The 25,132-nt window shown below is 69.0% G+C and carries 24 protein-coding genes and 1 pseudogene; 18 read left to right on the forward strand and 7 right to left on the reverse strand.

Going from position 1 to position 25,132, the window contains the following annotated elements; all coding sequences use genetic code 11:
• Window positions 1-61 precede the first annotated feature (61 nt).
• Window positions 62-268 carry a DUF3460 family protein gene (locus ASD34_RS13955; RefSeq protein WP_056578352.1) on the reverse strand — a complete coding sequence of 69 codons (207 nt, stop codon included), beginning with the start codon at window positions 266-268 and terminating at the stop codon, window positions 62-64.
• Between the two features lie 39 nt (window positions 269-307).
• Between ASD34_RS13955 and ASD34_RS13960 the strand changes: the two genes are divergently transcribed.
• Window positions 308-811: a hypothetical protein gene (locus ASD34_RS13960; protein ID WP_056578354.1), complete on the forward strand. Its 504-nt coding sequence runs from the start codon at window positions 308-310 to the stop codon at window positions 809-811.
• 3 nt (window positions 812-814) lie between these two features.
• On the opposite strand, the gene ASD34_RS13965 is transcribed toward ASD34_RS13960, so the two are convergent.
• Entirely contained in the window at window positions 815-2,494 is a 1,680-nt protein-coding gene (locus tag ASD34_RS13965; RefSeq protein WP_056578356.1) for a SulP family inorganic anion transporter, read from the reverse strand.
• A 133-nt stretch (window positions 2,495-2,627) separates the two neighbouring features.
• Here ASD34_RS13965 and ASD34_RS13970 point away from each other — a divergent pair, with 133 nt between their 5' ends.
• Window positions 2,628-4,340, forward strand: a complete 1,713-nt coding sequence (locus ASD34_RS13970) for a hydrogenase maturation protein (protein ID WP_056578358.1) — start codon at window positions 2,628-2,630, stop codon at window positions 4,338-4,340.
• A gap of 7 nt (window positions 4,341-4,347) precedes the next feature.
• Here ASD34_RS13970 and ASD34_RS13975 read toward each other — a convergent pair whose 3' ends face one another.
• Together ASD34_RS13975 and metG are read right to left on the reverse strand one after the other, a co-directional pair.
• The gene (locus ASD34_RS13975; RefSeq protein WP_056578360.1) at window positions 4,348-4,554 is read right to left on the reverse strand and encodes a hypothetical protein; all 207 of its coding nucleotides are present in this window, start codon (window positions 4,552-4,554) and stop codon (window positions 4,348-4,350) included.
• Between the two features lie 17 nt (window positions 4,555-4,571).
• The gene (metG, locus tag ASD34_RS13980) at window positions 4,572-6,671 is read right to left on the reverse strand and encodes a methionine--tRNA ligase (RefSeq protein WP_056578362.1); all 2,100 of its coding nucleotides are present in this window, start codon (window positions 6,669-6,671) and stop codon (window positions 4,572-4,574) included.
• Window positions 6,672-6,853: 182 nt separating this feature from the next.
• Here metG and ASD34_RS13985 point away from each other — a divergent pair, with 182 nt between their 5' ends.
• The 4 genes from ASD34_RS13985 (at window position 6,854) to ASD34_RS14000 (ending at window position 9,909) form a co-directional block, all read left to right on the forward strand.
• Complete coding sequence (locus tag ASD34_RS13985) at window positions 6,854-7,885, forward strand: isocitrate/isopropylmalate dehydrogenase family protein (protein ID WP_056578364.1); 1,032 nt, start codon at window positions 6,854-6,856, stop codon at window positions 7,883-7,885.
• Window positions 7,886-7,916: 31 nt separating this feature from the next.
• A complete protein-coding gene (locus tag ASD34_RS13990; protein ID WP_056578366.1) occupies window positions 7,917-8,636 on the forward strand; it encodes a phosphodiester glycosidase family protein in 720 nt (239 codons plus the stop codon).
• A gap of 40 nt (window positions 8,637-8,676) precedes the next feature.
• Window positions 8,677-9,369 carry a YceH family protein gene (locus tag ASD34_RS13995; RefSeq protein WP_056578368.1) on the forward strand — a complete coding sequence of 231 codons (693 nt, stop codon included), beginning with the start codon at window positions 8,677-8,679 and terminating at the stop codon, window positions 9,367-9,369.
• 84 nt (window positions 9,370-9,453) lie between these two features.
• Window positions 9,454-9,909 carry a hypothetical protein gene (locus ASD34_RS14000; RefSeq protein WP_056578371.1) on the forward strand — a complete coding sequence of 152 codons (456 nt, stop codon included), beginning with the start codon at window positions 9,454-9,456 and terminating at the stop codon, window positions 9,907-9,909.
• Between the two features lie 10 nt (window positions 9,910-9,919).
• Here ASD34_RS14000 and ASD34_RS14005 read toward each other — a convergent pair whose 3' ends face one another.
• On the reverse strand, window positions 9,920-10,393 hold the full coding sequence (locus ASD34_RS14005; protein ID WP_056578373.1) for an Lrp/AsnC family transcriptional regulator: 474 nt from the start codon (window positions 10,391-10,393) through the stop codon (window positions 9,920-9,922).
• Between the two features lie 88 nt (window positions 10,394-10,481).
• On the opposite strand from ASD34_RS14005, the gene ASD34_RS14010 reads away from it, so the two are divergent.
• The 3 genes and pseudogenes from ASD34_RS14010 to ASD34_RS28235 all read left to right on the forward strand — a co-directional run bounded on the left by ASD34_RS14010 (window position 10,482) and on the right by ASD34_RS28235 (window position 14,136).
• The gene (locus ASD34_RS14010; protein WP_056578375.1) at window positions 10,482-11,663 is read left to right on the forward strand and encodes a M20 aminoacylase family protein; all 1,182 of its coding nucleotides are present in this window, start codon (window positions 10,482-10,484) and stop codon (window positions 11,661-11,663) included.
• Between the two features lie 28 nt (window positions 11,664-11,691).
• Window positions 11,692-12,891 (forward strand): annotated as a pseudogene (locus tag ASD34_RS28230) (diaminopropionate ammonia-lyase); the annotation flags it as partial.
• On the forward strand, window positions 12,877-14,136 hold the full coding sequence (locus tag ASD34_RS28235; RefSeq protein WP_414929886.1) for a M20 family metallo-hydrolase: 1,260 nt from the start codon (window positions 12,877-12,879) through the stop codon (window positions 14,134-14,136). The pseudogene ASD34_RS28230 and the gene ASD34_RS28235, both read left to right, overlap by 15 nt.
• A gap of 31 nt (window positions 14,137-14,167) precedes the next feature.
• On the opposite strand, the gene ASD34_RS14020 is transcribed toward ASD34_RS28235, so the two are convergent.
• A complete protein-coding gene (locus tag ASD34_RS14020; protein WP_056578380.1) occupies window positions 14,168-15,373 on the reverse strand; it encodes a patatin-like phospholipase family protein in 1,206 nt (401 codons plus the stop codon).
• Between the two features lie 115 nt (window positions 15,374-15,488).
• Between ASD34_RS14020 and apbC the strand changes: the two genes are divergently transcribed.
• The 9 genes from apbC (at window position 15,489) to fdhD (ending at window position 24,097) form a co-directional block, all read left to right on the forward strand.
• A complete protein-coding gene (gene apbC / locus ASD34_RS14025) occupies window positions 15,489-16,580 on the forward strand; it encodes an iron-sulfur cluster carrier protein ApbC (protein ID WP_056578382.1) in 1,092 nt (363 codons plus the stop codon).
• A 51-nt stretch (window positions 16,581-16,631) separates the two neighbouring features.
• On the forward strand, window positions 16,632-17,582 hold the full coding sequence (locus ASD34_RS14030) for a LysR substrate-binding domain-containing protein (RefSeq protein WP_056578384.1): 951 nt from the start codon (window positions 16,632-16,634) through the stop codon (window positions 17,580-17,582).
• A gap of 45 nt (window positions 17,583-17,627) precedes the next feature.
• Entirely contained in the window at window positions 17,628-17,975 is a 348-nt protein-coding gene (locus tag ASD34_RS14035; RefSeq protein ID WP_056578386.1) for a winged helix-turn-helix domain-containing protein, read from the forward strand.
• Window positions 17,976-18,194: 219 nt separating this feature from the next.
• A complete protein-coding gene (gene modB / locus ASD34_RS14040; RefSeq protein ID WP_414929876.1) occupies window positions 18,195-18,875 on the forward strand; it encodes a molybdate ABC transporter permease subunit in 681 nt (226 codons plus the stop codon).
• A gap of 28 nt (window positions 18,876-18,903) precedes the next feature.
• Window positions 18,904-19,653, forward strand: coding sequence for a molybdate ABC transporter substrate-binding protein (modA, locus tag ASD34_RS14045; RefSeq protein ID WP_056578390.1), 750 nt, complete (start codon window positions 18,904-18,906; stop codon window positions 19,651-19,653).
• Window positions 19,650-20,441, forward strand: coding sequence for an ABC transporter ATP-binding protein (locus ASD34_RS14050; RefSeq protein WP_056578392.1), 792 nt, complete (start codon window positions 19,650-19,652; stop codon window positions 20,439-20,441). Before modA ends, ASD34_RS14050 begins: the two co-directional genes overlap by 4 nt.
• 92 nt (window positions 20,442-20,533) lie before the next feature.
• Window positions 20,534-22,876, forward strand: a complete 2,343-nt coding sequence (locus ASD34_RS14055) for an FdhF/YdeP family oxidoreductase (protein WP_056578393.1) — start codon at window positions 20,534-20,536, stop codon at window positions 22,874-22,876.
• Window positions 22,873-23,160 (forward strand): MarR family winged helix-turn-helix transcriptional regulator, encoded by a 288-nt coding sequence (locus ASD34_RS14060; RefSeq protein ID WP_056578395.1) that lies wholly within the window; start codon window positions 22,873-22,875, stop codon window positions 23,158-23,160. The genes ASD34_RS14055 and ASD34_RS14060 overlap by 4 nt, the downstream gene beginning before the upstream one ends.
• A 19-nt stretch (window positions 23,161-23,179) precedes the next feature.
• Window positions 23,180-24,097 (forward strand): formate dehydrogenase accessory sulfurtransferase FdhD, encoded by a 918-nt coding sequence (gene fdhD, locus ASD34_RS14065; RefSeq protein WP_056582335.1) that lies wholly within the window; start codon window positions 23,180-23,182, stop codon window positions 24,095-24,097.
• On the opposite strand, the gene mnmH is transcribed toward fdhD, so the two are convergent.
• Window positions 24,022-25,101, reverse strand: a complete 1,080-nt coding sequence (gene mnmH / locus ASD34_RS14070) for a tRNA 2-selenouridine(34) synthase MnmH (RefSeq protein ID WP_056578397.1) — start codon at window positions 25,099-25,101, stop codon at window positions 24,022-24,024. The two genes, fdhD and mnmH, sit on opposite strands and share 76 nt — an antisense overlap.
• Between the last annotated feature and the right edge of the window lie 31 nt (window positions 25,102-25,132).

Genomic DNA, 25,132 nt, shown 5'->3' on the forward strand with positions numbered 1-25,132 from the left:
CTGCTATCAACTTAATAGCTGTGCGCGCAGGCTGGGCGGCGGGATGCCGGGTGGGCACCATTCACTTGGGTTGGGTCTGGTAGACGTACGGCTGCATCGGCACGCGCGCTTCGCTGTACTCCTCGAGCAGGCTGCGGTCGAGGTGCTTGTCCCACAGCAGGGCGCGGCCGGCGCGCTGTTCGGCTTCCAGCGTCGGCTTCTTTTCCTTCATCTCCTCGATGAAGTTCGTGATCTCGGAGGTGTAGTGGGGGCGACGGAAGATAGACATAGACTGGACCTTTATCGCTCGAATTTTACCGGGGACCGCATGCAACGAATCCAGAAGGCCCGGATCGGCCTCATGACAGGACTGCTGGCAGCACTCATCGGGCTCGCGGGCTGCGATCCGCAGCGCATCAGCGAGCTCGAAGAAGGCGTCTCGACCGAGGCCGACGTGCGCGCGCGCTTCGGCGAGCCCGAGAACGTCTGGGACGTGCCCAATGGCCGCGTGCTGGAGTTCAACCGCCAGCCGCAGGGCCAGAAGAACTACATGATCACCATCGGCGCGGACGGCAAGATGAGTGCGCTGCGCCAGGTGCTCACGCCCGAGAACTTCGCCAAGGTGCAGCCCGGCATGATGATGGAAGACCTGCGCAAGCTGCTGGGCAAGCCCGCCAAGGTCACGCCCTATGCGCTCAAGCGCGAGACCGAATGGGAATGGCGCTGGGTGCAGCCGCCCAGTTCGGCGATGGTCTTCACCGCCACGCTGAACGACGATCAGCGCGTGGTGCGCAGCGGGTCGTCGCCCGACCGGGGCACCGAGGCGCCCTGACAGCTACGCGCCGTGCGACGCGCCGGGCTGGCCCGTCGTCAGCTCTTCGGCAAAACCCGAACGCTCCAGCACCTCCAGCGGCTGCGGTTGCAGCGACTCGATGCGCAGCAAGCCGTCGCGCGCCAGCACCGCACGGTGCAACTGCCGCAGCGCATCGACACCGGTGGCATCGATGTAGATCAGGTGCGTGGCGTCGAGCACCACCGTCATGCCGCGCGGCGCGCGCTCCGCGGCGTTCACTGCTTCGTCGAGCTTGGCCGCCGCCCCGAAGAACATCGCGCCGTACAACCGGTAGGTGAGCACCGGCGGCTGCAGCGTCACGAGTTCGACGCTGAACAGCCCGCTCATGCGCCGGATGAAGAGCGCGCACGCCAGCACGATGCCCACCTGCACCGCCACCGTGAGGTCGAACACCACGGTGAGGAAGAAGGTGCCGAGCATCAGCAGCCGGTAGTGGCGGCTGAAGTGGCGCAGCTGGCCGGGCGTGAACTCGCGCCATTCGCCCATGTTCAGCCCGACGAACACCAGGATGCCCGCCAGCACCGCGAGCGGCACGTGGCGCGCCAGCGGCGCCGCCAGCAGCACCACGAGCAGCAGCATGAGCGCATGCACGATGCCCGCGACGGGCGAGCTGCCGCCGGAGCGGATGTTGGTCACGGTGCGCGCGATGGTGCCCGTGGCCGGCATGCCGCCGAAGAAGGGCGTGACGATGTTCGCGATGCCCTGCGCCATCAGCTCCTGGTTGGGGTCATGGCGCGGCTGGCCGCTGACCTGGTCGGCCACGCGCGCGCACAGCAGCGACTCGATGGCGCCGAGCAGCGCGATGGTCAGCGTCGGCGTCACCAGCTGCTTGACGGTCTCCCACGAGAAGTCGGGCAGCGCGAAGGCCGGCACGCCCTCGGGAATGCCGCCGAAGCGTGTGCCGATGGTCTCCACCGGCAGCGCGAAGCCCCATGACACCAGCGTGAGCGACACCAGCGCGACGATCGGCCCCGGGATGCGCCCGACGATCTGCACCGGGCGCGTCTGCACCCACCGGCCACCCACGCGCTGCACCGCACGTGCCAGCGCCGAGTCGCCGCGAAACAGCTGCGACCACGCCAGCAGCCCGAGCACGCAGGCCAGCCCGAGCGCGAAGGCGTACGGGTTGAAGGTGTCCAGCCGCAGCGCCATCGCGTGCAGCTGCGAGAACACGTCGGCCGGCATGCGCTCCACCGTCAGGCCGAGCAGGTCCTTGAGCTGCGACAGCAGGATCAGCACCGCGATGCCGTTGGTGAAGCCCACCACGATCGACAGCGGCACGAAGCGCACCAGCCGCCCGAGCCCGAACAGCCCCGCCATGAACAGCAGCACGCCCGCGCAGGCCGTGGCGATCAGCAGGTTGGCCACGCCGTAGCGCTCGACGATGCCGTAGACGATCACGATGAACGCGCCCGCCGGCCCGCCGATCTGCACAGCCGAGCCGCCCAGGAAGGAGATCAGGAAGCCCGCGATGATCGCCGTCCAGATGCCGGCTTCGGGCTTGAGCCCCGAGGCGATGGCGAAGGCCATGGCCAGCGGCAGCGCCACGATGCCCACCGTGGCGCCCGCGCCCAGGTCCCTGAGGAACCGCCCCCGGTCGTAGCCCGCCATCGTGTCCAGCAGGCGAGGGCGAAAGCGGGTGAGTTTCAGCGGCGACGACATGTGCGGTCATTGTGGCCCGGCCGTCGCGGCGGCCCCGCGATTTCCCGGTGTGAGTACTTTCAGTCAGCTTATCGGCAGCGAGGCTGGAAGATACATTTTTGACGTTTTGAAACAAACATCAATGAGGTCGTCCATGCACATCCTGCTCGTCGCGAGCGCGTTCAACAGTCTCACGCAGCGCGTGCTGGCCGAGCTCCAGGACCGGGGCCACACCGCAGGCATCGTGCTGGCGCTCGGCGACGACCAGGCTTTGCGCGAAGCGGTGCGCCAGCACGCGCCCGCGCTCGTCGTCGCGCCGATGCTGACCACCGCGATTCCCGAGGATGTCTGGCGCGCCCACACCTGCCTGATCGTGCACCCTGGCCCGCCCGGCGACCGGGGCCCGTCCTCGCTCGACCGTACGCTGCAGGACGGCGTCGACAGCTGGGGCGTCACCGTGCTCGAAGCCGTGGCCGACATGGACGCGGGCGACGTCTGGGCGTGGTCGCCGCTGAGGGTGCCGCCGAAAGCGGGCAAGAGCGACCTGTACCGCGGCGAGGTGGCCGATGCCGCCGTCGACGCCGTGCTGCTGGCCGTCGAGCGCTTCGCCTCGGGCACGTACAAGCCGAAGCGGCAGAAGGCGGCCGACCTCGCTGCCGGCTGGCGGCCCTTCATGAAACAGGCCGAGCGCCGCATCGACTGGGCCACGCAGACCACCGAATCGGTGCTGCGGCACCTGCGCGCGGCCGACTCGCAGCCCGGCGTGCTTGACGAGTTGCTCGGCGCATCGTGGTTCCTGCACGGCGGCCATGCCGAAGATGAACTGCGCGGCACGCCCGGCGAGTTGATCGCCACCCGCACCGGCGCGGTCTGCCGAGCCACCGTGGATGGCGCGGTCTGGCTCACCCAGCTGCGGCCCTGGCGCGAGCCGGGCTCCGGCCTGCCGAGCTACAAGCTGCCGGCTGTCGAAGCGCTGGGTGCGCGGCTGCCCGCGGGCTTGCCTGAGGTGCCCGCGCCGCTCGAGCTGCCCGCCGGCCGCCGCACCTGGACCGACATGCGCTACAGCGAATACGGCCCTGTCGGCGTGCTGAACTTCTCGTTCGCGGGCGGGGCCATGAGCACTGCGCAATGCCGGCGCCTGCTGGCTGCCTACCGCTTCGCCTGCACGCGCCCGACATCGGTGCTGGTGCTCGGCGGGCTGCGCGACTTCTTCTCCAACGGCATCCACCTGAACGTGATCGAGGCCGCGGCCGACCCGGCCGGGGAATCATGGGCCAACATCCACGCGATGAACGACCTGGTCGAGGCCGTGCTCACCACCACCGACCGCCTGACGGTGGCTGCGCTGGGCGGCAATGCCGCGGCCGGCGGCGTGATGCTCGCGCTCGCGGCCGACGAGGTGTGGTGCCGCGACGGCGTGGTGCTCAACCCGCACTACACGCTCATGGGACTGCACGGCTCCGAGTACTGGACCTACAGCCTGCCGCGCCGAGTGGGCGCCCCCGAGGCCCTGCGGCTCACGCAGTCCGCGCTGCCCGTGAGTGCGAAACGCGCGGTGGCGCTGGGCCTGGCGCAGCGCGTACTGCAGGCCGCACCAGAAGAGCTGGGTGACGAGGTCGGCCGGCTGGCCGCGCAACTGGCGGCATCGCCCGACCTGGCTGCGCGCCTTGTGCAGAAGCAGGCGGCGCGCGCCCGCGACGAAGCGGCCAAGCCGCTGCAGGCCTATCGCGACGAGGAGCTGGCGCACATGCGGCGCAATTTCTTCGATCCGGCCGAGCCGCACGCGGCGCTGCGCTCGGCCTTCGTGCGCAAGGAGAAGGCGCAGCACACGCCTGCGCACCTCGCGGCGCTCGGCTTGCCGCGCTGAACGGCTGTCAGTCCTCGCTGTCGGGGATCACCGCGTCGGCCGCGGCGCCCACGGCCTTGCCCGTGATGCGTGCGGTGCCGATGGCGGCATCGGCGGCCAGGCCGACCGCGCCGGCGCCCACGCTCACGGCGGTGCTCGCGACGCTGACCACCGCGCAGCCGCCCAGCGCAGCGAGAAGTGACGACAGCACAAGAGCGCGCAGCAGCAACGGCATGGTGTGATCTCCTGGTTTCAGCGAACCCGCATGCCCGGCGTCGCGCCCGGCCAGGGTTCCAGCACGTGAATGCCCGGATGGGCCTTTTCGTCGCCGTGGCTCGCGGCCAGCACCATGCCTTCGCTGATGCCGAACTTCATCTTGCGCGGCGCGAGGTTGGCGACCAGCACCGTGAGCTTGCCCACGAGCTGCTCGGGCTGGTAGGCCGAGGCGATGCCGCTGAACACGTTGCGCGTCTTTCCCTCGCCCGCGTCGAGCGTCAGGCGCAGCAGCTTGGTCGAGCCCTCGACCTTCTCGCAGGCCACGATCTTCGCGATGCGCAGGTCGATCTTCACGAAGTCGTCGATGGTGATGGTCGGCGCGATGGCTTCGCCGCCCGGCAGGTCCTGCGCTTGCACGGCGACGGGCGCAGCGGCTGCTGCGGCTTCGGGCACGTCGAACAGCTTGTCGACCTGCTTGGGGTCGGCGCGCTGCATCAGGTGCTTGTAGTCGCCGATGGCGTGGCCGGCCGGCAGGGCCTGGGCGGCGTCGGCCCAGGTCAGCGGCGAAATCTTCAGGAAGGCCTCGACGTTCACGGCCAGCGCCGGCAGCACGGGTTTCAGGTACAGCGTGAGCAGGCGGAAGGCCTCGATGCACACCGTGCACACGTCGTGCAGGCGCGTCTCGGCGCCTTCCTTCCTGGCCAGTTCCCAGGGCTTGTTCTGGTCGACGTACTCGTTCACCTTGTCGGCCAGCGCCATCACCTCGCGCAGCGCGCGGGCGTAGTCGCGGCCGTCGTACAGCGACTGCACCTGCGTCGCCGCGGCGCGCAGCGTCGACAGCAGCGCTTCGCCGTCGGCCGACACCGCGCCCAGCTGGCCGCCGAAGCGCTTGCCGATGAAGCCGGCTGCGCGGCTGGCGATGTTGATGTACTTGCCCACGAGGTCGCTGTTCACGCGCGCCACGAAGTCGTCGGGGTTGAAGTCGATGTCCTCGTTGCGGCCGTTGAGCTTGGCCGCGATGTAGTAGCGCAGCCATTCCGGGTCGAGCCCGATCGACAGGTACTTGAGCGGGTCGATGCCGGTGCCGCGGCTCTTGCTCATTTTTTCGCCGCTCACCGTCAGGTGGCCGTGCACGTACACGGCGTTGGGCGCCTTGCGGCCGCTGAAATGCAGCATCGCGGGCCAGAACAGCGTGTGGAAGGTGATGATGTCCTTGCCGATGAAGTGCACCTGCTCCAGCTCGGGGTCGGCCATGTACTCGGTGTACGAGATGCCGTCGCCGCCCAACTCGATGCAGCGCTTGTCCAGCAGGTTCTTCAGCGAGGCCAGGTAGCCCACGGGCGCGTCGAGCCACACATAGAAGTACTTGCCCGGCGCGTCGGGGATTTCGATGCCGAAGTAGGGCGCGTCGCGGCTGATGTCCCAGTCGCCCAGGCCGCCCTTGCCTTCGTCGTCCTTGTAGAGCCACTCGCGGATCTTGTTCTGCACCTCGGGCTGCACGTGGCCGGGGGCGGCGGTCCATTCCTTCAGGTAGGCCTCGCAGCGCGGGTCCGACAGCTTGAAGAAGAAATGCTCCGAGCTGCGCAGCTCGGGCTTGGCGCCCGACAGCGCCGAGTAGGGGTTGATCAGCTCGGTGGGCGCGTACACGGCGCCGCACACCTCGCAGTTGTCGCCGTACTGGTCCTTCGCGTGGCAGTTGGGGCATTCGCCCTTGATGAAGCGGTCGGCCAGGAACATGCCCTTTTCGGGGTCGTAGAACTGCTCGACGCTCTTGGTTTCGATGAGGCCGTTCTTGCGCAGGTCGCGATAGATGTCCTGCGCGAGCTGGTGGTTCTCGGGCGCATCGGTCGAGTGCCAGTTGTCGAACGAGATGTAGTAGCCGTCGAGGTACGGCTTGCGGCCGGCCGCGATTTCGGCCACGAAGGCCTGCGGCGTCACGCCGGCCTTGTCGGCCGCGATGGTGATGGCCGCGCCGTGCGCGTCGTCGGCGCACACGAAGTTGACGTCGGCGCCATTCATTCGCTGGTTCCGCACCCAGATGTCGGCCTGGATGTATTCCATCATGTGGCCGATGTGGAACTTGCCGTTGGCATACGGCAGGGCGGTGGTGACGAAGAGCTTGCGCGGGGCGGACATCGGGGAGGGCGCTTTCGGGAGTGACGGACGGGCGGAGGAACCGGGCATTTTAGGTGGCGGCGCCCACCCTGCGCCCGCCCCGGTGTTTGAGGGCGCGAGTGACCTGCAAACGCGCGGGGTGTCTCGCGCGCGACGTATGCTTCGATCTCCGATACAGAACGCCAGAAAGCGAGCCGCAGCCGATGACCACCTCCATTCCCGCAACCCTGATCCCCGGCGATGGCATCGGCCCCGAAATCGTCGACGCCACCCTGACCGCGCTCGATGCGCTGAAGGCGCCCTTCGCCTGGGACACCCAGATCGCCGGCCTCGGCGGCGTCAAGGCCTCGGGCGATCCGCTGCCCAAGGCCACGCTCGACAGCATCCGCAGCACCCGCCTCGCCCTCAAGGGCCCTCTGGAGACGCCCTCGGGCGGCGGCTACCGCTCGTCGAACGTGCGGCTGCGCGAGGAGTTCCAGCTGTACGCCAACCTGCGCCCTGCGCGCACCATCATCCCGGGCGGGCGCTTCGAGAAGATCGATCTGATGATCGTGCGCGAGAACCTCGAGGGCCTGTACATCGGCCACGAGCACTACGTGCGCATCGATGGCGACCCGCACGCCGTGGGCATGGCCACCGGCATCAACACGCGCCAGGGCTGCCGCCGCGTGCTCGAGTACGCGTTCGACACGGCCATTGCCGCCGGCCGCAAGAAGGTCACGCTGGTGCACAAGGCCAACATCATGAAAGTGCTGACCGGCCTGTTCCTGGAAACCGGCGAGCAGCTCTACGCCGAAAAGTACAAGGGCAAGTTCGAGCTCGACTCGATCATCGTGGACGCCTGCGCCATGAAGCTGGTGCTCAACCCCTGGCAGTTCGACATGCTGGTGACGACCAACCTGTTCGGCGACATCCTGTCGGACCTCGTGGCCGGCCTCGTCGGCGGCCTGGGCATGGCACCGGGCGCCAACATCGGCACCGACGCCGCGATCTTCGAGGCCGTGCACGGCTCGGCGCCCGACATCGCCGGCAAGGGCATCGCCAACCCCACCGCGCTGCTGCTGGCCGCCGCGATGATGCTCGACCACACGAAGATGCCCGAGCTGGCCGCGCGCCTGCGCACGGCCATCGACCAGACGCTGAACATCGACAACGTGCGCACCGGCGACCTTGGTGGCACGGCGAACACCGCCGCTTTCACCAAGGCGCTGGTCGCGCGCATCAACGGCGGCTGAGCCAGGGAAAAACAGCAGCGCAGGCCGTCGCATGAAAAAGCTGCTGCCTGCGCTGGTCCTTGTGCTCGCTGGGCTGGCGTGGTCTGCCTCCGGGGCCACGGATGCGCCGCGCTACACGGTCGTGAAAGTCGACCTTCGCACCGAACGGCTCGCGCTGTTCCTGAACGACGACAAGGGCACCGCCTTCAAGCGCTTCGACCGGCTCGAAGCCTGGTTGAAGGCGCGCCGCAGGCAGCTGCTGTTCGCGGTGAACGCCGGCATGTACCACGCCGACTTCTCGCCGGTCGGCCTGCTGGTGCGCGAAGGCCGCGAAGAAGCGCCGCTGAACCTGGCCGATGGCGTCGGCAATTTCTTTCGCAAGCCCAACGGCGTGTTCCTGGTGACAGCCGAGGGGCCGCGCATCGTCGAAGCGTCGGAGTACCCCGTGATCGCTGCGAAGGGCCGCGTGCAGCTGGCGACGCAGTCGGGTCCGCTGCTGCTGCGCCAGGGCGAGGTGCACCCGGCGCTCATTCCGAATTCGGATTCGCGCAAGACCCGCAACGGCGTGTGCGTGTCAGGCTCGACGGCCATCTTCGTCTTTGCCGAAACGCCGGTGAATTTTTACGATTTCGCGCTCTACTTGCGCGATGTACTGCATTGCCGCGACGCGCTGTACCTCGACGGCACCGTGTCGGCGCTGTACTCGAAGACACTGCAGCGCAACGACTTCGTGCGCGACCTCGGGCCGATGCTGGCCGTGGTGGCGCCCTGAGTTCCCGTTGCCTTTCCACTTCTGCTTTTTTCCCTGAGCCATGTCCACACCGCTGCCCGTCCTGTCCCTCCTCGAAACCCGTGTGCTCGGGGTGCTGGCTGAAAAGCAGCGCACCGTGCCCGACAGCTATCCGCTCACGCTCAACTCGCTGGTGTCGGGCTGCAACCAGAAGACCAGCCGCAACCCGGTGCTCGAACTCAGCGAGTCGCAGGTGCAGGCCGCCATCGACAGCCTGAAGGGCTACAGCCTCGTGGCCGAGACCAGCGGCGGGCGCGCCTTCCGCTACGAGCACAACATCGACCGCGTGCTGCGCATTCCGTCGCAGTCGGTCATCCTGCTCACGGTGCTGATGCTGCGCGGCCCACAGACGGCCGGCGAGCTGCGCATCGCCTGCGACCGCATGCACAACTTCGCCGACATCTCGTCGGTCGAGGGCTTCCTCAACGAACTGGCCGAGCGACCGGCTGGCGCGCTCGTGGTGAAACTGGCGCGCCTGCCCGGTGCGCGCGAAAGCCGCTGGGCGCACCTGCTGAGCGGGCCGCCGGCGGAAGAGGTGGCGGGGCCGGGCGCGTCGGGCGATGGCGCGTTTGCCACGCCCGGCGACTCGCTCGGCGAGGTCGCGGCGCTCAAGGCCAACGTGGCGCGGCTCGAGACCGAGGTGGCGTCGCTGAAGGCGCTGCTGGGCCGCGTGTGCGCGGAGCTGGGCATTGCGCCCGACGCGCCGACAGCCTGATACCGCGCTTCACACAGGCTTCATTCAGCCCGCACATTCGCGGCCTACCGTCGGACCCCTTGCGAACCCCATGGAGCTTCGACGATGGACCACGGACAAACAGCCGCCTGGCGCGACCACACGCCCTTCGACGACATCACCCGCCGCCTGCTGGGTGGGCTGGCGGCCCTCGCCGGCATTGCCAGCCTCTACGCCTTCTTCTGGTGGGCCGCCTCGGCCACCGGCTTCGTGCTGTTCGACGGCTGGTGGCACACCTGGCGCGGCCTGGGCACGGCTCTCGCGTTCCGCGATGCGGACTCGGCGTTCTACCTGCTGAGCTGGATGTTGTCGGTCGCCGGCGGGGCGGTCGGCTGGATCGCCCTGGCCGCTCTCGCGGTGACCCATCGGCGCGGCTGGGGCGCGGTGCCGACATGGATCAAGGCCGGCTGCTTCGTCGGCGCCGTCGCAGGGCTGGCCTTCGAACCCGGGCGACTGCTGGCCATGGCGCCGATCGTCGGTGCGGTGCTGCTGATGCTGCGCTCGATGTTGTCGGTGCGCTGAATATGCGCCCTCAGCCCCCCGCCAACACCGGCACGTCCAGGCTCACCTTCACCGGGTCCATCGTCACCAGTGTGCGAAAGCGCTTGACGTTGTTGCTCTGGAAAAACAGCTGGCGGGTGAGCGCCGTGTACTGCGCCATGTCGCGCACCACGCACACGAGGATGAAGTCCCACTCGCCCGTCACGTAGTAGCACTGCTGCACCTGCGGGCAGTCGCGAAAGCTCTGCTTCATGGCGTCGAGCCGTTCGATCTGCTCGCTCTCGGCCTCGACCTCGACCACGATGGTGAGCGGATGCCCGAGCGCGGCGGGCGACAGCACGGCGCCGTGGCGCTGGATCACGCCCTCGTCGCGCAGGCGCTTGAGCCGGCGGTTCACGGCTGCGGTCGACAGGTGGATGCGCTCGCCCAGCTCGCCCTGCGAGAGGCGGCTGTCGGCCTGGATCAGTTCGAGCAGGCGCAGGTCGAGGGCGTCGAGGGGTGTCATGAGAAAGGGCTGGCTTTACGCAAAAACGTTGCGTGGCAGCGGCTCATTTTGCGCACCTGTCCCGCTGCGTTGTCAATAGCATCTCGCCATGAAGTTTCCAGACGCACCCCTGCGCGACCAGCTGACCGGCTGGCGGCACCAGCTGCATGCGATGCCCGAGACCGGCTTCGAGGAGGCAAAAACCTCGGCCTTCATTGCCAACGCGCTGCGGGCGCTGGGGCTCGAGGTGCACACCGGCATCGGCGGCACCGGGCTGGTCGCCAGCCTCACGGTCGGCAGCGGGCCGGGCGCGATCGGCCTGCGCGCCGAGATGGACGCGCTGGCCATCACCGAGCTGGCGACCGAGCGGCCGTACGCCTCCGCCACGCCCGGTCGCATGCACGCCTGCGGCCACGACGGCCACATGGCGATGGTGCTCGGCGCCGCGCAGCTGCTGCGCGAGCGGCGCGATTTCGACGGCACCGTGCGTTTCATCTTCCAGCCCGCCGAAGAGCACGGCCGCGGCGCCCGCGCCATGATGGACGACGGCCTGTTCGAACGCTTCCCGGTCGACGAGATCTACGGCCTGCACAACATGCCCGGCCTGCCCGCCGGCACCTTCGCCACGCGCACGGGCGGCCTGATGGCGAGCGAGGACAACTTCGTGATCCACATCCACGGCCGGGGCACGCACGCCGCGCGGCCGCACATGGGCATCGACCCGATCGTGATCGGCGCGCAGGTCGTGCTGGCGCTGCAGACCATCGTGTCGCGCACGCTCGACCCGGGCGCGCAGGCCGTGGTGTCGTGCACCGAATTCATCACCGACGGCATTCGCAATGTCATTCCGTCGAACGTGACAATCAAGGGCGACACGCGCAGCTACGACCCCGCGGTGCAGCGCATGCTCGAGGCGCGCATGCGCGAGATCAGCGAAGGCATCTGCCGCATGCATGGCGCGCAGTGCTCCTTCAGCTACACGCACGAGTTCGCGCCGACCGTGAACTGGGCCGAATGCGTGCCGACCGCGGTGGCCGCCGCGACGGCCGTGGTGGGCGCACAGAACGTTGATGCGAACGTCGCGCCGATGATGATCTCGGAAGACTTCGGCGCCTTCCTGCGCGCCGTGCCGGGCGCCTTCGTCTTCCTGGGCAACGGCGCCGAGGGCGAGCCCGGCGGCACGCCGCTGCACAACGGCCGCTACGACTTCAACGACGCGGTGCTGACCACGGGCGCGCGTTACTTCGCGCAGATCGTGCGCCAGCGCCTTCCCGTGCGCGCCGCCGCCTGATCCATTCTTCCTTTCCGGTTTTCTTCCCATGCTCTTCGCCAATCCCCACGCGCAACGGCGCGGCTACGACGCGGCCCTGCAGGCCGTCATGAACATCGCACGCGGTCGCGAGAGCCGCCAGTGGCTGTCCACCTGGGACCGGCTCTCGCCGCAGCCCACACCGGCCTGGCCACTGCCCCGGCTCGCCGCGCAACTTGGCGTCGGGCAGGTGGTCGTCAAGGACGAATCGCGGCGCTCCGCGCTGGGCAGCTTCAAGGTGCTCGGTGCGCCCGTGGCCCTGCTGCGCCTGGTGCTGCGCCGCTGGCCGGAGCGGGGCTGGACACCCGCCGACCTGTTCGCGGGCCGGCACGCGGCGGCGCTGCGCGACTTCGTCGTCATCAGCGCGACCGACGGCAACCACGGTCGCGCACTGGCCGCGGCCGCGCAGAGCATGGGCTGCCGGTGCGTGATCGTGCTGCACGCGCAGGTCAGCGAGGAGCGCGAGGCGCCCATCGCCGCGCTCGGCGCCGAGATCGTGCGCATCGCCGGCAACTACGACGCCTCGGTGGAAGAGGCCGCGCGGCTGGCGAAGGCGAACGGCTGGGAGGTGGTTTCCGACACCTCCTACGAAGGCTACGAAGAGATTCCGCGTGACGTGATGCAGGGCTACGGCATCCTCGTCGACGAACTGTTCGAGAACACCGGGCCCGGCGCGCCGTGTCCCTTCACCCACGTCATCGTGCAGGGCGGCGTCGGCGGGCTCGCGGCCGGTGTGGCCAGCCATTTGTGGGAGCGTTATGGTGCCGCGCGGCCGACGCTGATCGTCGTCGAGCCCGAGCAGGCCGACTGCCTGCTGCAGAGCGCGCGCAGCGGCCGTCCTGACCGCGCCACCGGCAGCGTCGATTCGGTGATGGCCGGGCTGGCCTGCGGCGAAACCTCGCCGCTCGCATGGCGTTTTCTGCAACCCTCGGTCGACCTCTTCATGACCGTCACCGATGCCGACGCCGAGCACGCCATGCGCACCTTCGCCAGCGGCGCGGCGGGCGACGTGCCCGTGCTGGTCGGCGAGTCCGGCGCGGCCGGCCTGGCTGCGCTGCAGGTGCTCGCGGCCGATACCGAACTGGCGCGCGCCGCCGGCCTGGGCCCCACCTCGCGCGTGCTGCTCTTCAGCACCGAAGGCGCGACCGCGCCCGGCGTGTACCGCGCGCTGACCGGCCGCTCGGGCGAAGAAGTCGTGGCAGCGCAGGCGCAATGGCTGCAACGCGACGGCATCACCGAAGCCGCACTGCTGGCGCGCATCGACGCACACGCCGCCATCGGTGCCACCGGACAAGGTGGCGTCTGCCGCATCGCACTCACCGACGCCGACCGCGCCGGCCGCGACCGGCTGGTGCAATGGATGCGCGACCTGGGCCTCACCGTGCGCATCGACCGCATCGGCAACATCTTCGGCATCCGCCCCGGCCAGCTGCCCGATGCGAAGCCCGTGATGACCGGCTCGCACATCGACACCGTCGCCACGGGTGGGCGCTACGACGGCAACTACGGCGTGATGGCCGGCCTCGAGGTGGTGCGCTGGCTCAACGACCGCCAGCGCCAGACGCTGCGCCCCTTCGTGGTCGCCGCGTTCACCAATGAGGAGGGCGTGCGCTTCATGCCCGACATGCTGGGCTCGCTGGTGCACGCGGGCGGCCTGGCGCTCGATGCGGCGCTCGACACCGTCGCCACTGATGGCGCACGGCTGGGCGACGAACTCGCGCGCATCGGCTACGCGGGCGACATGGCCTGCGGCGCACTGGTGCCACATGCTTTCGTGGAGCTGCACATCGAGCAGGGTCCGGTGCTGGAGGCCGAAGGCGTCACCATCGGCGCGGTGGCCGACCTGCAAGGCATCTCGTGGCAGGAGATCGTCGTCACCGGCCAGTCGAACCACGCGGGCACCACGCCGATGCATTTGCGTCACGACGCGGGCTACTGCGCCGCCGCCATCGCGGTGTTCGTGCGCGAGCTGGCGCGGCGTTACGGCGGCAGCCAGGTCGCGACCGTCGGTGCGATCGACCTGCATCCCAACCTCATCAACGTGATCGCGGCACGCGCAACGCTCACGGTCGATTTGCGCCACACCGACGAAGTGAGGTTGCAGGCAGCCGAGGGCGAGCTGGCGAACTATCTTCGGCAACTCGAAGCGACCGAAGGCGTGGCCATCGAAGCCCGCACGCTGGCGCGCTTTGAGCCGGTGAAGTTCGACGAGCGGCTGGTCCGCGCCATCGAAGCCAGCGCGCACGCGCGTGGCCTGCGCCACCGCCGCATGACCTCGGGTGCGGGCCACGATGCGCAGATGATGGCGCGCCTCTGCCCCGCCGCGATGGTCTTCGTGCCGAGCGTGCGCGGCATCAGCCACAACCCCAAGGAGCACACGGCGAGCGCCGACCTGGCGCAGGGCGCGAACGTGCTGCTGGACGTGGTGCTGGGGCTGCTGGACGAGGCCGAGTGAGCGGCGGGATGTCAGTCGACCGCTGGCGCCATCACTTCAGCTCCCATCCGAAGAAGCGCACGACTTCATCGCGCTGCCGCATCGCATCCGCACGTCCCAGCGCCATCAGCTCGCGCGTGTAGGCCGACTCGAACAGCAGATAGCTCGCCAGCGCGCCGCCTTTCACGTCGGCCGCGACCTTCGAGCCGCCCAGCACGTGCCGCACCGCGCCCGGCAGCGCATCGACGTGGCGCGCCGCGATCATGTCGATGCGCTCCGACGGCGAAATCACCAGCAGGTCGAGCGGGCGCAGCGTGCTCGCAGCGCGTGCTTCTTCGGGGATCAGGCCCAGCGTGTGGTTGATGCGGCGCAGCCGTTCGATGTCGACCGCGAGCGCATCCAGAAAGATGCTCGACAGCGCATGGCCCGCGATCTGCGCCATGGTCGGGTAGCCGCTGTGAGTGTTGGGCGCGGCCTCGTCGCGCGGCTCGTGCATGCGGCCGGCACCGATCACCACGATGCGTTGTGCGCCCAGGTGGATCGCCGCCGCGATGGGCGCCGACTGGCGCATCGAGCCGTCGCCGAAGTACTCGGTGTGGCCCGGCGGCATCGGCAGCGCGGTGGCCGGAAACACGAAGGGTATGGCCGACGAAGCCAGCAGGTGCGCGTGCGTGATGCGGTCACGCACCGACTGACGCTGCGAACGCACCCACGGCTCCATCGGCACGGCCGCCTCGAAGAAGGTCACGTGCTCGCCCGAGCTGTAGCTCGATGCCGTGACGGCCAGCGCCTGCACATGGCCCTGCTGCATGAGCGCCGGCAGCCGGTCCAGCGGTACCAGGCGTGCGAGCAGGTCGGCCAGCGGCGCGTTGTCGAGCAGCGACTTCGGCTTGATGCGCATCCAGTTGGCCGCGAAGCGCCCCAGGCCCAGCAGCATGCGCCAGCGCGCGCCGCTGCCGAGCACCGAGAGCGAGTCGGCGCGGTAGACCTGCTCGGCGCGAAAGTTGCCCCATACCTGTGCGATGTGCGCGACCACGCGGTCGAAATCGTCGGAGCCGCAGGCCAGCGCCGCGGCGTTGATGGCGCCGGCCGAGGTGCCGGTGACGACCTGGAACGGGTTGCCGGCGCCGACCGCCGCACCGGCGGCCATGGCGTCGCGCCGGATCGCGGCGAGGGCTTCGAGCACGCCGACCTGGTAGGCGGCGCGGGCGCCGCCGCCTGTCAGCAGCAGGCCGGTGGCGGGGCGTGTCTCGGGCATTGCGTTCTTGTCTCTTCTCTTGCGCGGCGTTTTCTTGGGATTCCGGGGTATTGGGCGCGGTCCGGTGTGGGCTTGGCGGGCCGAATAGACTACCCGCCATTCAGGAGTTTGATCAATGGCACTCACCCCCGACGGGCTCATGGACGCGCTCAAGAGCGTCACGGACCCTAACACCGGCAAAGAATTCGCAGCGACGCGCTCGCTCAAAAACCTCCAGATCGCCGAGGGCGACGTCTCGTTCGAGCTCGAACTGGGCTACCCGGCCAAGAGCCAGCACGCGGCCATCCGCAAGTCGCTCGTGGCCGCGGCCAAGACGGTGCCGGGCGTGGAGAACGTGTCGGTCCACATCGTCACCAAGGTCATCAGCCATGCGGTGCAGCGCGGCGTGCAGCTGATGCCCAACGTGCGCAACATCGTGGCCGTGGCCTCGGGCAAGGGCGGCGTGGGCAAGAGCACCACGGCCGCCAACCTGGCACTGGCGCTGGCTGCCGAGGGCGCCACCGTGGGCCTGCTCGACGCCGACATCTACGGCCCGAGCCAGCCCATGATGATGGGTCTGGACGGCCGCCCCGAGAGCATCGACGGCAAGAACATGGAGCCCAAGGAGCGCCATGGCGTGCAGGTGATGTCGATCGGCTTCCTGGTCGACGCCGACCAGGCCATGATCTGGCGCGGTCCCATGGCCACGCAGGCGCTGGAGCAGCTGCTGCGCCAGACCAACTGGAAAGACCTCGACTACCTGATCGTCGACATGCCGCCGGGCACCGGCGACATCCAGCTCACGCTGAGCCAGCGTGTGCCGATGACCGGCGCGGTGATCGTCACCACGCCGCAGGACATCGCGCTGCTCGACGCGCGCAAGGGCATCCAGATGTTCGAGAAGGTCGGCGTGCCGATCCTGGGCATCGTGGAGAACATGGCGGTGCACATCTGCTCGAACTGCGGCCATACGGAGCACATCTTCGGCGCGGACGGCGGCAAGAAGATGGCGGCCGAGTACCAGATGGAATACCTGGGCGCGCTGCCGCTGGACATCAACATCCGGCTGCAGGCGGACAGCGGAGCGCCGACGGTGGTGTCCGATCCCGACGGCGAAGTGGCCGCGCTCTACAAGGCCGTGGCGCGCCGCGTGGCGGTGGGCATTGCGGAGAAGGCAAAGGATTTCTCGGCAAAGTTTCCGACGATCTCGATCAGCAAGAACACCTGACGGCATGGCGGCTTCGGGCAGGCGCAGCGGCGGCGGCGGGGAGGCAAAGGCATGAACCTGCTCGCTTCCATGCGCTACCTCGTCGCACTCAGCGAGCACAAGCATTTCGGCCGAGCCGCGCGGGCCTGCCACATCACGCAACCGGCCCTTTCGAATGCATTGCGCGCGCTCGAAGGCGAGTTCGGCGTCGTCATCGTCAAGCGCTCCCGCGCCTACGTGGGCCTCACGCACGAAGGCGAGCGCGTGCTGGCCACGGCTCAGCGCATGCTGCGCGACAACGAGGTGCTGCTGCAGGAGCTGCGCAGCGAAGCCGATGACCCGCGCGGGCGCCTGCGCATGGCCGCCGTGCCGACGGCGATTCCGATGCTCTCGCGCTTTGCCGCGCTGCTGCAGCAGCGCCATCCGGGCATCGTGCCCGCCGTGCTTTCCATGAGTTCGCAAGAGTTGGAGGCGGGCCTCGAAAACCTTTCGGTCGACCTCGCCCTGGGCTACACCGAGCGCATGCACCTGCCGGGCGTCAAGCTTAAGGCCTGGCCGCAGAGCATCGAGCACTACTTCCTGCTGCGGCGCGCCAAGAAGCCCTCGGCGGACCGGCTGCGCATCGGCCGCCCCCTCACCTGGGCCGACGCCGGCACGCTGCCGCTGTGCCTGCTCACGCCCGACATGCACAACCGCGCCATCATCGACCAGGCCTTGCGCGATGCCGGCGTGGCCGCAGTGGCGCCGGCCATCGAAACCAATTCCGTGCTCACGCTGGCGCTGGCCGTGAGCGCGGGCACCGTCAGCAGCGTGCTGCCCGGCGCCATGGTCGCGGCGGTGCGCAGCCACCGCGAACTCGAGGCGCTGCCGCTGGTGTCGCCCGAGGTGCGCACGCCCATCGGCTTCATGACGCAAGAGGGCGTGCGGCCCGCGCGTGCGCTCGACGCGGCGCTGGCTTTCCTGCAGACGCCCGAATGGCAGGCGCAGGCGCGCGCACACAGCGGCGCGCTGGACGCCGCGTAGCCGCGTGCATGGCTCGCGCCGGGATGGTTTACCCTTCCGGCCACCATGAAATCCAAAGCCCAGTTCCGCCTGCGCATCTACCGGGACGACGCCATCGCCATCGGCCCCGGCAAGATCGCCGTGCTCGAAGCCGTGGCCGAGACCGGCTCGATCTCGGCGGCGGCGCGCCTGCTCGGCATGTCTTACCGGCGCGCCTGGATGCTGATCGACGAGATGAACCAGACGCTGGCTTCGCCCGCGGTGAACACGGCCGCCGGCGGTTCGCGCGGCGGCGGCACGGCGCTCACACCGGTGGGCGAAGACATCGTGAAGCGCTACCGCGCCATCGAGAACGCCGCGCGCCTCGCGACGGCGGCCGATGTTCGCGCGCTCACGCGCCTGCTGGCCCCGTAAGGCGCAGCGACGCATCGGTCGGTGGATCGTGCCGGGCGCATCGCCCGGCGCCACCAGGAACGACTGGCTTTCGCCGCGCGGCGCGATGCTCGACGGCATGAAGCCGTCGGCGTCCAGAATTCGCTGTATTCGACAGGATATGAAGACGGGAACTTCCGCGCAGCTCTGCAAGCGAAAAAATGGCGATGCGTGTAACAATCGCGCCGTATTCAAATGAACATGACGACCGCTTCGCTCATCGCCACCACCGACTGGTCTCCGCTGGTCCTGTCGCTGCAGGTCGCGGCGGTGGCGACCTTGTTGGCGCTGGTCGCGGGCGTGGCGCTGGGCTGGGTGTTCGCGCGCAAGCAGTTCGTCGGCTCGGGCGTGCTCGAGGCCGTGTTCATGCTGCCGCTGGTGCTGCCCCCCACGGTGATCGGCTACGCCATCCTGGTGGCGGCGGGGCGGCGCAGCCCGCTCGGTGCGTGGCTGCGCGAACACTTCGACTACACGATCATCTTCAGCTGGCACGGCGCCGTGGTGGCCTCGGCAGTGGTCGCGTTGCCGTTGGTGCTCAAGTCGGCGAGCGCGGCGTTTTCGAATGTCGACCGCTCGCTCGAAGCCGCTGCCAGCACCTTGCGCCAGTCGCCGTTCTCCGTCTTCCTTCGCGTCACGCTGCCGCTGGCCTGGCCCGGCATCCTGGCCGGCACGCTGCTCGCGTTCGCGCGCGCCATGGGCGAGTTCGGTGCCTCGCTGATGGTGGCGGGCTCTATTCCCAAGCAGACCCAGACCCTGTCGATGGCCATCTACGACGCCGTGCAGGCCGGCCATGACGACCTCGCGCTGCTGCTGGTCGTCGTCACGTCGGTGCTGTCGATTGCGGTGCTGGTGGTGTCGAACCGATTCTTTTCGCTTCGTTGATTTCCACTTTTTCCTGGAGACTGTGCCCATGCGTCCGTTGCGCCTCTTGTCTGTTGCCCTCGCCCTTGCGTTGCCGCTCGCAGCCGCCGCGCAGCAGATCACCGTGTCCGCTGCCGCGAGCCTGACCGATGCGTTCAAGGAAATCGGTCCCAAGTTCGAAGCCGCCAAGGCCGGCAGCACCGTGCGCTTCAACTTCGCCGCCTCGGGCGTGTTGCTGCAGCAGATCGCGCAGGGCGCACCGGTCGACGTGTTCGCCAGTGCCGACCAGGACACCATGAACCGCGGCAACGACCAGAAGCTCATCGACGCTGCTACCCGCAAGGACTTTGCCGCCAACAGCCTCGTGCTCGTCGAGCCCGCGCAAGGCGCCGTCGGTCTGAAGTCGCTGCAAGACCTGAGCGCTCCCAGCGTGAAGAAGATCGCCGTCGGCAAGACCGCCACCGTGCCGGTCGGCCGTTACACCAAGCAGGTGCTGGACAACGCCAAGCTCTGGACTGTGCTCGAACCCAAGTTCGTGCAGGCCGACAGCGTGCGCCAGGTGCTCGACTACGTGAGCCGCGGTGAGGTCGAGGCGGGCTTTGTGTACCGCACCGACGCGGCCGTGGCCGGCGACAAGGTCAAGGTCGCCTTCACGCCCACCGGCCACACGCCCGTGACCTACCCGATCGCCGTGGTGGCCGAGAGCCGGCAGAAGGCGCTGGCCGGCGACTTCATCGCGTTCCTGTCGACGCCCGCCGCCCAGGAAGTGCTCACGCGCTACGGATTCGGTAAGCCGTGATCGATGTCGATCTGCAGCTCACGGTGAAGGACGGGGCCCGGCGCTTCGACTTGGCCGTGCGTTTCCAGACCGACGTTCCCTTCGCTGCGCTCTACGGCCCGTCGGGGGCCGGCAAGTCGCTCACCCTGCAGGCCATTGCCGGCCTGCTGCATCCGTCGGCGGGCCATGTGCGGCTGGACGGCCGCACGTTGTACGACGCGGCCCAGCGCATCGACGTGCCCGCGCCAGCGCGCCGCATCGGCTACCTGTTCCAGAACTACGCGCTGTTCCCGCACCTGTCGGTGCGCGAGAACGTGGCCTTCGGACTCACGGCGTGGCACCGCCGGACGCTGCCGCAGCGCGACGCCGAGCGCGTGCAGGCACTGCTCGACAGCTTCGGCCTCGCCGCGCTGGCCGACAGCCGGCCGCAAAAACTCTCCGGCGGCCAGCAGCAGCGCGTGGCACTGGCGCGCGCGCTGGCTTGCGAGCCGCAGGTGCTGCTGCTCGACGAGCCTTTTGCCGCGCTCAACCCCATGCTGCGCGCCGAGCTGCGCAACGAGTTGGCACAGGTGCGCAGGCAATGGGGCATTCCGGTTTTGATGATCACGCACGACATCGAGGACGTGCTCGCCCTGGCCGACGTGGCCTTTGTCTACAAGGACGGGCAGGTGGTGCGGGAGATCGACCTGCACAACGCCGACAGCCGCGACTTTGCGCTGCGGGAGATAGCCGGGGTGCAGGAGGTCGAAGAGACGCCGCTGCGCAGCAAGCTGCGGGGCTTGTTGATGGGGGGTGCGCGCGAGGGCTGAGCGCCTTTTCCTTTCGGTGTCATTTCCATTTTGAATCGCCGCATGTCGCGATTCAATTTGACGCCACGCCCCCGCACACCAACACTGCCGCCATGAGCGAGCAGAAGATCGAGTTTTACAAGGGGCCGGCCGGCGGCTGGGGTGCGTTGCGCAGCGTGACGAATGCATTGCTGCGGCAGGACATTCCGGTCAAGGGCGCGAAGACACTGCTCTCGGCCAACCAGCCCGATGGCTTCGACTGCCCGGGCTGCGCCTGGCCCGACCGCAACCATGCCTCGACCTTCGAGTTCTGCGAGAACGGTGTGAAGGCCGTGGCCGCCGAGGCCACCGCGCGGCGCGCGGGCCCGGCGCTGTTTGCCAAGCACACGGTGGCCGAGCTGGCCCAGCAGAGCGATTTCTGGCTCGAAGACCAGGGCCGGCTCACGCATCCCATGGTGTACGACGCGGCCAGCGACAGGTACGTGCCCATCGACTGGGACGACGCCTTCGCATTGATCGCGCGCCACCTGAACGCGCTGCCCGACCCGAACCAGGCGATCTTCTATACCTCGGGCCGCGCGAGCAACGAGGCGGCTTTTCTGTACCAGCTGTTCGTGCGCGAGTACGGCACCAACAACTTTCCCGACTGCTCGAACATGTGCCACGAGCCCAGCGGCAGCGGCATGCGTCCGCAGATCGGCGTGGGCAAGGGCACGGTCACGCTCGAAGACTTCGAGAAGGCCGACGCGATCTTCATCTTCGGCCAGAACCCGGGCACCAACCACCCGCGCATGCTCGGCGAGCTGCGCGCGGCGTCCAAGCGCGGCGCGCGCATCGTGAGCTTCAACCCGCTGCGCGAGCGCGGGCTGGAGCGTTTTGCCGATCCGCAGGACAAGCTGGAGATGGCCACGCTGGGCTCCACGCCGATCAGCACGCACTACTTCCAGCTGCGCGTGGGCGGCGACTTCGCGGCGGTGAAGGGGATGATGAAGCACGTCATGGAGCGCGAAGACGCGGCGGTGGCGCGCGGCGAGCCTTCGGTGCTCGACCATGAGTTCATCGCCACCCACACGCTCGGCTTCGAGGCGCTGGCGGACGACCTGCGCGCCGAATCGTGGTCGCTGCTGGTGCAGGAGTCGGGCCTGAGCGAAGCGCAGATCCGTGCGGCGGCCGACGTGTACCTGGGCGCGAAGCGCGTCATCGCCTGCTGGGGCATGGGCATCACGCAGCACCAGCATTCGGTGGCCACGATCCAGATGATCGGCAACTGGCTCATGCTGGGCGGCCACATGGGCCGCGAAGGCGCGGGCGCCTGTCCGGTGCGCGGCCACAGCAACGTGCAGGGCGACCGCACCATGGGCATCTGGGAAAAGCCGCCGGCCGCGCTGCTCGACCGGCTGCAGCAGGTGTTCGGCTTCGAGCCGCCGCGCGAGGACGGCGTGGACACGGTCGAGGCGATCCAGCTCATGCTCGAAGGCAAGGGCAAGGTGTTCTTCGCGCTCGGCGGCAACTTCGCGGCGGCCACGCCCGACACCTATCAGACCTGGAAGGCGCTGCAGCAGTGCGATCTCACGGTGCATGTGGCGACCAAGCTCAACCGCAGCCATGTCGTCCACGGGCGCGAGGCGCTCATCCTGCCGTGCCTGGGCCGCACCGAGATCGACATGCAGGCCAACGGCCCGCAGGGCGTGACGGTCGAAGACTCGATGAGCATGGTGCACATCTCGGTGGGCATCAACCCGCCGGCGTCGGAGCACCTGCTGTCCGAACCCGCCATCGTGGCGCGGTTGGCTGCCGCCACGATCGACGCGCGCAGCAAGACGCCGTGGCTCTGGCTGGTGGAAGACTACGCCCGCATCCGCGACAAGATCGAAGCCGTGTTCGACGAATTCAAGGACTTCAACGCGCGCGTGGCGCATCCCGGTGGCTTCCGCCTGCGCAACACGGCGAGCGAGCGCGTGTGGAACACCGCGTCGCGCAAGGCCGTGTTCTTCACGCACGCCGTGCCGATGGACACGCATGCGCACCGTGCCCGCGCGCGCTTTGCGTCGCAGCGCGGCACGCTGGTGTTCACGCTGCTCACCACGCGCTCGCACGACCAGTACAACACCACCATCTACGGCATGGACGACCGCTACCGCGGCGTGTTCGGCCAGCGCCGCGTGGTCTTCATCAACAAGGAAGACATCCGCCACCTGGGCATGAAGAACGGCGACTGGGTCGACATCCAGACCGTGTGGAGCGACGGGCAGGAGCGCCGCGCCGACCGCTTCAAGCTGGTGGCCTACGACATCCCGCGCGGCAACCTCGCGGCCTACTACCCCGAGACGAACCCGCTGGTGCCGCTGTCGTCGGTGGCCGAGAACGCGGGCACGCCGACGTCCAAGTCGATTCCCGTGGTGCTGTCGCTGCATGCGGCGCCGCTCGATGTGAAAGCCGACGCCGTGGCGGCATGAGCACGGGGTTTGACGCGGACGCGTTCTCTGTTGCGATCCTGCGCGCGCTCGCTGAAACTTCTGGCGAGGGCGGCATGTCGCTGCCGCGCCTGGGCAAGCGGCTGGGGCAGGGCGCGAGCGTGGTCATGCGCCAGCTCACGCGGATGGGCGATGCAACCCTCGGCGGTGTGCGCGGACCCGGCTGGGTGCGGGTTGTGCTGCAGGACGACCGCTGGGTCGCGCACCTCACCGACGCGGGGCGCGCGGTGGTCCACAGCTTGCCCGCTGACGACAACCCCGGTTGAGCGGACAATGGCCGCGGCCATGACAAACACCCCCCAATCCGATTCGCTGCCGCCCCTCGCGCGGCATGCCGTGCACGTCTACGGCGAGCGCGGCCTCGCGCCCGAGGGCGTGGTGCGTGACGACACGCTGGCCGCCGAGGTGCCGGTGGCGCTGGTGTTCAACGGCGTCTCGCACGCGGTGATGATGGCCACGCCGCAAGACCTGGAGGCCTTCGCGCTGGGTTTTGCGCTCAGCGAGGGCATCCTCGACAGCGCCGCCGATTGCCGCGGCATCGACGTGCGAACGGTCGAGGCCTTCGACGCGGGCCTGCCCGAGGGCATGCCGGGCATCGAGGTGCAGCTCGAAGTGTCCACGCGCAGCTTCGAACGCCTGAAGGACCGCCGCCGCAGCCTCGCGGGCCGCACCGGCTGCGGCGTGTGCGGCGTCGAAAGTTTCGCGGGGCTCGACCTGTCGCCGCAGCGCGTGCCGCCGCGCGACTGGATCGAACGCATCGACCTGGCCACCGTCCTGCGCGCCTTCGCCGCCATGCCGCCGCGCCAGGTGCTCAATGCCGAAGCCGGCGCGATCCACGCGGCAGCCTGGGCCACGGTCGACGGCGAACTCACCGACCTGATGGAAGACGTCGGCCGCCACAACGCGCTCGACAAGCTGCTCGGCAAGCTCGCGCGTGCGAATCGGCTGCAGGAACCGGGCTTCGTGCTGATGTCCAGCCGCGGCAGCCACGAGCTGGTGCGCAAGTGCGCGCGCCTGGGCATCGCGGCAATGGCGACCATCTCGGCGCCGACCGCGATGGGCGTGCGCATGGCCGAACTCAGCGGCCTGCGTTTCTGGGGGCTGTGCCGCGCGCCGCGCGGTGTGCTTTATGCCGACGGGCTCGGTGCGACGGTTGGATCGCCGAGCGCCAGCACCGCGTCCGCCACGGCCTCGATGCCCTGATCCGAGAGGTCGGACGCTGCCACGCGCTGGCGCCTGGCCCACGCACGAAAGTGCGTTTCTTGCGACTTCTCGTAGTGCGGGTCGTAGTGCAAGGACATGAGTTCGGCGAACAGGTGCGGCAGGTCGGCGTCGTGCGCCCATTGCTGCCAGCGCGTCACCGTTTCCTTGCCCTGCAGCTCCTTCAGCACGCCCATCTTCTCGGCGAGCGCCGCGCGGTTGTCGCCCAGGTAGGCGTAGTCGCGCAGCAGGTAGGTCAGCCGCGCCTCGGGCGTGGCCGCCACTTCGATGCACGGTGCGTCGCGCATCTGGGCGACGAGTGACAGCGGCAGCGACAGCCGCCCGATGCGCACGCTCTCACCCTCGACATACAACGGGCGCGAGAGGTCGATGGCTTCGAGCACGGTCGCGATGCGCGTCTCGAAATGCTTCTGCGAGGGCTGCGCCACGCCCGGCAGCGCGCCGAGCAGCGAGCCCTTGTGGTTGGCGAAGTCTTCCAGGTCGAGCACCTGCGCGCCGCGCTGGGCCAGCGCATGCAGCACGCGCGTCTTGGCGCTGCCCGTCGCGCCACAGATCACGCGCAGGTCGAGCTGCGGCGTCAGCGCGTCGATCTGCGAGATCACATGGCGGCGAAAGCTCTTGTAGCCGCCCGCGAGCTGTTGGGCGTCCCAGCCCACGAGCCGCAGCCACGTGACCATGGAGCCGCTGCGCATGCCGCCGCGCCAGCAGTAGACCAGCGGCTTCCACTTCTCGGGCCGGTCGGCCAGCGTGTCGCGCAGATGCCGCGCGATGTTGGCCGCCACCATCGCGCCACCGATGCGGCGTGCCTCGAAGGCGCCGGTCTGCACGTAGACCGTGCCGACGATGTGGCGCTCCTCGTCGTCGAGCACGGGGCAGTTGATGGCGCCGGGAATGTGGTCGAGCGCGAACTCGGCGGGCGAGCGGGCGTCGATGATCGAATCGAAGGCGTGGCGGTCCGCCACCCGGACGGGTTGGCGATGACTCATGGCTGAAGGGACCTCATGCCGCCATTGTCGG

The organism is Variovorax sp. Root473 (assembly GCF_001426505.1).
GTDB lineage: Bacteria > Pseudomonadota > Gammaproteobacteria > Burkholderiales > Burkholderiaceae_C > Variovorax.

Excerpts from the sequence above, each read along its gene's own strand:
- ASD34_RS13955 (WP_056578352.1), bottom strand. The coding sequence starts at position 268 with ATGTCTATCTTCCGTCGCCCCCACTACACCTCCGAGATCACGAACTTC.
- ASD34_RS13960 (WP_056578354.1), top strand. The coding sequence starts at position 308 with ATGCAACGAATCCAGAAGGCCCGGATCGGCCTCATGACAGGACTGCTG.
- ASD34_RS13965 (WP_056578356.1), bottom strand. The coding sequence starts at position 2,494 with ATGTCGTCGCCGCTGAAACTCACCCGCTTTCGCCCTCGCCTGCTGGAC.
- ASD34_RS13970 (WP_056578358.1), top strand. The coding sequence starts at position 2,628 with ATGCACATCCTGCTCGTCGCGAGCGCGTTCAACAGTCTCACGCAGCGC.
- ASD34_RS13975 (WP_056578360.1), bottom strand. The coding sequence starts at position 4,554 with ATGCCGTTGCTGCTGCGCGCTCTTGTGCTGTCGTCACTTCTCGCTGCG.
- metG (WP_056578362.1), bottom strand. The coding sequence starts at position 6,671 with ATGTCCGCCCCGCGCAAGCTCTTCGTCACCACCGCCCTGCCGTATGCC.
- ASD34_RS13985 (WP_056578364.1), top strand. The coding sequence starts at position 6,854 with ATGACCACCTCCATTCCCGCAACCCTGATCCCCGGCGATGGCATCGGC.
- ASD34_RS13990 (WP_056578366.1), top strand. The coding sequence starts at position 7,917 with ATGAAAAAGCTGCTGCCTGCGCTGGTCCTTGTGCTCGCTGGGCTGGCG.
- ASD34_RS13995 (WP_056578368.1), top strand. The coding sequence starts at position 8,677 with ATGTCCACACCGCTGCCCGTCCTGTCCCTCCTCGAAACCCGTGTGCTC.
- ASD34_RS14000 (WP_056578371.1), top strand. The coding sequence starts at position 9,454 with ATGGACCACGGACAAACAGCCGCCTGGCGCGACCACACGCCCTTCGAC.
- ASD34_RS14005 (WP_056578373.1), bottom strand. The coding sequence starts at position 10,393 with ATGACACCCCTCGACGCCCTCGACCTGCGCCTGCTCGAACTGATCCAG.
- ASD34_RS14010 (WP_056578375.1), top strand. The coding sequence starts at position 10,482 with ATGAAGTTTCCAGACGCACCCCTGCGCGACCAGCTGACCGGCTGGCGG.
- ASD34_RS14020 (WP_056578380.1), bottom strand. The coding sequence starts at position 15,373 with ATGCCCGAGACACGCCCCGCCACCGGCCTGCTGCTGACAGGCGGCGGC.
- apbC (WP_056578382.1), top strand. The coding sequence starts at position 15,489 with ATGGCACTCACCCCCGACGGGCTCATGGACGCGCTCAAGAGCGTCACG.
- ASD34_RS14030 (WP_056578384.1), top strand. The coding sequence starts at position 16,632 with ATGAACCTGCTCGCTTCCATGCGCTACCTCGTCGCACTCAGCGAGCAC.
- ASD34_RS14035 (WP_056578386.1), top strand. The coding sequence starts at position 17,628 with ATGAAATCCAAAGCCCAGTTCCGCCTGCGCATCTACCGGGACGACGCC.
- modB (WP_414929876.1), top strand. The coding sequence starts at position 18,195 with ATGACGACCGCTTCGCTCATCGCCACCACCGACTGGTCTCCGCTGGTC.
- modA (WP_056578390.1), top strand. The coding sequence starts at position 18,904 with ATGCGTCCGTTGCGCCTCTTGTCTGTTGCCCTCGCCCTTGCGTTGCCG.
- ASD34_RS14055 (WP_056578393.1), top strand. The coding sequence starts at position 20,534 with ATGAGCGAGCAGAAGATCGAGTTTTACAAGGGGCCGGCCGGCGGCTGG.
- ASD34_RS14060 (WP_056578395.1), top strand. The coding sequence starts at position 22,873 with ATGAGCACGGGGTTTGACGCGGACGCGTTCTCTGTTGCGATCCTGCGC.
- fdhD (WP_056582335.1), top strand. The coding sequence starts at position 23,180 with ATGACAAACACCCCCCAATCCGATTCGCTGCCGCCCCTCGCGCGGCAT.
- mnmH (WP_056578397.1), bottom strand. The coding sequence starts at position 25,101 with ATGAGTCATCGCCAACCCGTCCGGGTGGCGGACCGCCACGCCTTCGAT.